A 6,386-nucleotide genomic window follows, 5' to 3' on the forward strand; every position below is an offset into this window, starting at 1 on the left:
CGACGGCGCCGACCGCCCGCGCGGCGGTGGCGGCGGTGGCCCGCGGATGGGCGGCCGTGGTGGCCGTGGTGGCGGCCCCGGCGGAATGTTCGGCGGGCCGCAGGGCGGGCGCTGGCAGGTGTCGCTCTATCACACGATCAAGCTGACCGACAAAGTACTGATCCGTCCGGGTGTTCCCGAACTCGACCTTTTGAACGGGTCGGCAACGGGCAGCGGCGGCGGCAGCAACCGCCACCTGTTCGAACTCGACGGCGGCCTGTTCAACAAGGGGATGGGCGTGCGGCTCAGCGCGAAATATGACAGCGGCAGCACGGTCACCGGCGGCACCGCCGGCGACCTGAAATTCGGCGACCTCGCAACCTTCAACCTGCGTTTCTTCGTCGACCTGAACCAGAAGCCGAAGCTGACCGAAAAGCTGCCGTTCCTGAAGGGCTCGCGCCTGCGCCTGTCGGTCGACAATGTCTTCGATGCGCAGCGCAAGATCACCGACGCCAACGGCATCGTGCCGCTCAACTACCAGCCGGGCTATATCGACCCCTTGGGCCGCTATATCGAGCTGGAGTGGCGCAAGACCTTCTAGGCCGCGAGGCCGGCGGTCCCGATCGCGCCTTCGGGCGCCGGTTCGGAAGGGACGAAGGTCAGCGCCTTTACGAACTGCGCGGTGCAGCTCGACCAGCTGTACCGCGCGCCGAGTGCGGCGGCGTCGGCGCGGTCGCACGCGAGCGCGGCGTCGATTGCGCGGCCGAGATCCTCGTCGAGCGCGCCGGCGTCGTCGGTCACGATGTCACCGGGTCCCGGGACCGGAAAGGCCGCGACCGGCGTACCGCAACTCAGCGCCTCGATGACGACGAGCCCGAAGGTGTCGGTCCGGCTCGGGAAGACGAAGACGTCGGCGCCCGCATAGGTCGAGGCGAGCGTCTCGCCGCCAAGCTTGCCGAGGAACAGCGTTTCGGGATGCTTCGCCTGCAGGTCGGCGAGCGCGGGGCCTTCGCCGACGACGATCTTCGTTCCCGGCCGGTCGTTGTCGAGGAACGCGCCGATATTCTTTTCGACCGCGACGCGGCCGACATAAAGCTGGATCGGGCGTGCCAGTCCTTTGAACGCGGGGTGCGGCGCGCGACCGGGGCGGAAGAGATCGTGGTCGACGCCGCGTTCCCACATCATCGTCTGGGCCAGGCCCTGATCGGCGAGTTCGCGTGCCAGGCTGCGCGTCGCGACCATGATGTGCCGCGCGGGGCGGTGGAACCAGCGGATGAAGCGCCAGACGAAGGCGGGGGACAGCGGCAGCCGCGCGGCGACATATTCGGGAAAGCGCGTGTGATAGGCGGTGGTGAAGGGGAAGTTGCTGCGGATGCACCAGCGCCGTGCCGCCATGCCGAGCGGCCCCTCGGTCGAGATATGGATCGCCTGCGGCGCAAAGGCGCGGATATGGCGCGCGACCTTGCGCCGGCCTGCGAGTGCGAGCCGGATTTCGGGATAGGATGGGCAGGGGAGCGAACGGAACAGGTCCGGCGAGATTACCCCGACCTCATGCCCTGCGGCGCGAAGTTCGCCGATCGTCGCCTGTAACGTGCGGACGACGCCGTTGACCTGCGGCTCCCACGCGTCGGTGACGATCAATATCCTCATGCGGCCGCCGGAAGCGCCAGCGGCGTCGGTACGTTACGGGCCGCGACCTCTTTCGCCCAGTGGAGGATTTCCATCGTGCCGTCATGATGCTCGACGAGCGCGGTACAGCCTTCGACCCAGTCGCCGTCGTTATAATATTCGGTGCCCTCGATCTCGCGCATCTCGGCGCTGTGGATGTGGCCGCACACCACGCCGTCGACCCCGCGCGAGCGCGCGGCGTGGGCGACGACTTCCTCGTAGCGCCCGATGAACTGGACGGCATTCTTGACCTTGTGCTTGGCGACCATCGACAGCGACCAATAGGGCAGGCCGAACGCGCTGCGGACGCGGTTCACGACCACATTGCACTTCATCAGCGCGGTGTAGGCGGCGTCGCCGACGAAGGCGAGCCAGCGGTGCGCGAGCATCACGGCGTCGAACTCGTCGCCATGGACGACGAGCAGCTTGCGGCCGTCGGCGGTCTCGTGGATCGCCTCGCGGCGAATCTCGACCCCGCCGAAATCGAAGCCGTCGAACGGCTTGCACATTTCGTCATGGTTGCCGGGGACATAGACGACGCGCGTGCCGCGCTTCGCGCGCTTGAGCACGCGCCACACGACGTCATTATGCTCGGGCGGCCAGAAATGGCGCTTCTTGAGCCGCCAGCCGTCGATGATGTCGCCGACGAGATAGAGCGTCTCGCAATCGACATGGTCGAAAAAGTCGATCAGCAGCGGCGCGTTGCACCCGCGCGTGCCGAGGTGAATGTCGCTGACCCACACCGTGCGATAGCTCCGCCGTTCGCCAATCACCCGCTCGGGAACATGCGGATCGGTTGTGAACGGGTCGGGAAAGCGGGCGGGGATGGGCAGGGTCGAAATCGATGCCATGTCACACTCCGAAAGCAGCCTTTAGCTGCCCCCGGCCTAGACAGGAGATTTGTTACAGCGTGCGAATCAAAACCGCGACAGTTTGAAGAAATTTCGGCGTCGCTTGTGTGACGTTGCCTATTTGACACATATCTGGTTAACCATGATCCAATCAGGTTCGCCGGATCACCAAATTCCTGATTTCGCTCATATCCTCCATCGCGAAGCGCACGCCCTCGCGGCCCAGCCCGCTGTCCTTCACCCCGCCATAGGGCATATTGTCGACGCGATAGCTCGACACATCGTTGACGACGATGCCGCCGACGTCGAGCGTGTCCCATGCATCGAGCACCTGGTGGATGTCGCGCGTGAAGATACCCGCCTGCAGCCCGAACTTGCTGTCGTTGACCTCGGCCATCGCCTTGTCGAACTTCTTGAACTTGGACAAGATGGCCAGCGGGCCGAAGGCTTCCTCGCGGTACGCCTTCGATTTGCGGTCGACATTTTCGAGCAGCGTCGCCTCGAGCATCGCGCCCTTGCGCTTGCCGCCGGTGAGCAGCTTCGCGCCGCCCGCGACCGCTTCCTGAATCCAGCCGTCGAGCCGCGCGGCCTCCTTTTCGGAAATCATCGGACCGATGAAGGTCTCGCGCTTCTTGGGATCGCCCGCGATCAGCGTCCTGGTCTTCTTGACCAGCATCGCGCGGAACTTGTCGTAGATGTCTTCGTGGATGATGATCCGCTGCACCCCGATGCACGATTGCCCCGACTGGTAGAAGGCGCCGAAGATGATCCGGTCGAGTGCATGCTTGAGGTCGGCGTCCTTGTCGACGATCACCGCGGCGTTACCGCCGAGTTCGAGCACGATCTTCTTCTTGCCCGCCTTCGCCTTCAGATCCCAGCCAACCCCGGGCGAACCGGTGAAGGACAGCAGTTTCAGCCTTTCGTCGGTCGTGAACAGATCGGCGCCGTCGCGCGTCGCGGGCAGGATCGAGAAAGCGCCTTCGGGCAGGATGTCGCATTCGGCGAGCACCTCGCCCATGATGATTGCGCCCAATGGCGTCATCGACGCGGGCTTCATCACGAAGGGACAGCCCATCGCGATCGCCGGCGCGATCTTGTGCGCTGCGAGGTTCAGCGGGAAGTTGAACGGCGAGATGAAGCTGCACGGGCCGATCGGCACGCGTTTCCACATCCCCATATAGCCCTTGGCGCGGGGCGAGATGTCGAGCGGCTGGACTTCGCCATAGTTGCGCACCGCTTCTTCGGCCGCGATGCGGAAGGTGTCGATCAGGCGCGTGACCTCGCCCTCGGCATCGTTGATCGGCTTGCCGGCTTCGACGCACAGCGCATAGGCAAGCTCGTCGAACCGTTCCTTGAAGCGCGCCACGCAATGGTTGAGGACCGCCTGTTTCTCGAAACTCGCGAGCCGCGCCATCGGCTCGGCGGCACGCACGGCGCCGGCGATCGCCTCGTCGATGACATCGGGAGTCGCGAGCGCCGTCCGGAACGCGACCTTGCCGGTATATTTGTCGGTGACCTCGAGGTCGGTATTGGGCTGCTTCGCCTCGTTGGCGAGGTAGAGCGGATAGACGTCTTTGAGTTTCATCGGGTCTGTTCTCCGTATCCCGGCGAAAGCCGGGACCCAGTGCTATTACGCGCAGCGGCTGTCCGGGCCGCATGGTACCCCCGCTTTCGCCGGGGTATCATGCACCAGATCAAAGCTCCTTCGACAACCGCTTGATGTCGTTGTTCAAAATCTGGTCGTTCTCCGAATAATCGACCGGGCAGTCGATCAGATGCACACCCGGCGTATCGCGGGTATAGGCGAGAAGTTCCTTCAAATGCGCCGCACTCTCGACGCGGTGGCCGTGCGCGCCATAGCTTTCGGCATATTTGACGAAATCGGGGTTGCCATAGGTCAGCCCCCAATCCTTGAAGCCCATATTCGCCTGTTTCCAGCGGATCATGCCATAGCTGTTGTCGTTGAGGATCAGCACCGTGATGTTGAGCCCCAGCCGCACCGCGGTTTCCATTTCCTGGCTGTTCATCATGAAGCCGCCGTCGCCGCAGATCGCCATGACCTTGCGGTTCGGATAGAGCATCGATGACATCATCGCCGACGGCAGGCCAGCGCCCATCGTCGCGAGCGCATTGTCGAGCAGCACCGTGTTCGGCTTGCACGCGGTATAGCCGCGCGCGAACCAGATCTTGTAGACGCCGTTATCGAGGCAGATGATCCCGTCGTCGGGCATCGCGTCACGGATCGACTGCACGAGGTGCGGCGGGAAGATCGGGAAGCGCTCGTCCTTCGCCAGCGGCGCAGTATGTTCGACCTCGGCCTGGCGATAGGCGAGCAGATGATCGAACTTCCATCCGCCGTTGGGGACGATATCCTCCTTCATCTGCCATACCGCATTGGCGATATCGCCGATCACCTCGATATTCGGGAAATAGACCGGATCGACCTCGGCGGTCTTGCTCGACACGTGGATCACGGTCGGGCCGCCGCGTTGCATGAAGAAGGGCGGCTTTTCGATCACGTCGTGGCCGAGGTTGACGATGCAGTCGGACGCCTCGACCGCCCGGTGGACGAAATCGCCCGACGACAGCGCGGCGCAGCCGAGGAATTTCGGATGCCGCTCATCGATCACGCCCTTGCCGAGCTGCGTCGTCAGGAAGGGGATGCCGGTCTTTTCGATGAACTGCAGCAGCATCCGGCCGGTCATCGTGCGGTTCGCGCCCGCCCCGATCACGAGTACCGGCGAGGTCGCGTTCTCGAGCGCCTTCACCGCTTCGCGGATCGATTTCACGTCGGCTGTCGGCCGGCGCGAGTGGCTGCGCTTCAGCGGCAGGCTCTCGGTATGCTCGTCGGCGATATCTTCGGGCAATTCGATATGCACCGCGCCGGGCTTTTCCTCTTCGGCGAGGCGAAAGGCTTCGCGCACGCGGCTCGGGATATTGTCGGACGAGGCCATCTGGTGCGTATATTTGGTGATCGGTCCCATCATCGCGACGACGTCGAGGATCTGGAAACGCCCCTGTTTCGATTTCTTGATCGGTTTCTGCCCGGTGATCATCATCATCGGCATCCCGCCGAGCTGCGCATAGGCGGCGGCGGTCACGAAGTTCGTCGCGCCGGGGCCGAGCGTCGCAAGGCACACCCCGGTCTTGCCGGTATGGCGGCCATAGGTCGCGGCCATGAAGCCCGCGCCCTGTTCGTGGCGCGTCAGGATCAATTTGATCTTGGTCGACCGCGACAGGCTGTCGAGGAAATCGAGATTTTCTTCGCCCGGAACGCCGAAAATATACTCGACGCCTTCTTCCTCCAGGCATTCGATGAACAGGTCGGATGCTTTTTTCATATGTCAGTCGCCCCCTCAGCTGCGCACCGCCCGGTGCGGCCCCAAGTCATGCCGGCGACCCCTCAGCACATATGTCGTTGCAGCGGCGCTCGTCATAGGTCGCGAGTCCCTGCTGCATCGGGACAGGTTTGTAACGAGGGGGCAGGGGGTTGTCACCCTGCGCAAAGGCGGCCCCGCACGGGATGCGCGGGGCCGCGACGATTGCATCAGGAGGTGACGGTCCCCTGTGAGTTGACCCAGCCTATTTCTCTTTCTCTTTCTTGGGCCCGATGTCATCGGCGTCGACATATTCAAGCTTGTGACTGAGTTCGTCGAAATCGGCCTGCGTCGATGGCGCGATATTGGGTCGGCCGACCATGATGCCCATCTTGATCTTGCATTTCACATAATAGGTCTCGCCTGGTTCTACCTCGAGCGTCAGAAGGTCGGTAGCTTCGCTCTTGACCGTATAGCTGTGCGAACCCGGATCGGCTGCAAGGACGACATATTTGCCCGCTCCGAGCGCGCTCAATCGCTGGCCATTTTCATTGATCCCGCATCCGAGCGC

5 protein-coding genes and 1 pseudogene are annotated in these 6,386 nt (G+C 63.6%); 1 reads left to right on the forward strand and 5 read right to left on the reverse strand.

Going from position 1 to position 6,386, the window contains the following annotated elements:
• Positions 1 to 580, forward strand: a pseudogene (locus tag VGD20_RS19525) (ABC transporter ATP-binding protein); the annotation flags it as partial.
• Here VGD20_RS19525 and VGD20_RS19530 read toward each other — a convergent pair.
• From VGD20_RS19530 to VGD20_RS19550, 5 genes are all read right to left on the reverse strand, one after another.
• Positions 577 to 1,629, reverse strand: a complete 1,053-nt coding sequence (locus tag VGD20_RS19530) for a glycosyltransferase family 1 protein (RefSeq protein ID WP_331136042.1) — start codon at positions 1,627 to 1,629, stop codon at positions 577 to 579. The pseudogene VGD20_RS19525 and the gene VGD20_RS19530 overlap by 4 nt on opposite strands.
• A complete protein-coding gene (locus tag VGD20_RS19535) occupies positions 1,626 to 2,498 on the reverse strand; it encodes a UDP-2,3-diacylglucosamine diphosphatase (protein ID WP_331136043.1) in 873 nt (290 codons plus the stop codon). The genes VGD20_RS19530 and VGD20_RS19535 overlap by 4 nt, the downstream gene beginning before the upstream one ends.
• Positions 2,499 to 2,649: 151 nt before the next feature.
• On the reverse strand, positions 2,650 to 4,083 hold the full coding sequence (locus VGD20_RS19540; protein ID WP_331136044.1) for an aldehyde dehydrogenase family protein: 1,434 nt from the start codon (positions 4,081 to 4,083) through the stop codon (positions 2,650 to 2,652).
• Between the two features lie 109 nt (positions 4,084 to 4,192).
• Entirely contained in the window at positions 4,193 to 5,839 is a 1,647-nt protein-coding gene (locus VGD20_RS19545; RefSeq protein ID WP_331136045.1) for an acetolactate synthase large subunit, read from the reverse strand.
• A gap of 241 nt (positions 5,840 to 6,080) precedes the next feature.
• Positions 6,081 to 6,386 (reverse strand): DUF2846 domain-containing protein (locus tag VGD20_RS19550; protein WP_331136046.1); only part of this gene is annotated, 306 nt, incomplete at its 5' end.

Origin of the sequence: Sphingopyxis sp., assembly GCF_036402335.1 — a bacterium.
In the GTDB taxonomy this organism is placed as follows: Bacteria; Pseudomonadota; Alphaproteobacteria; order Sphingomonadales; family Sphingomonadaceae; genus Sphingopyxis.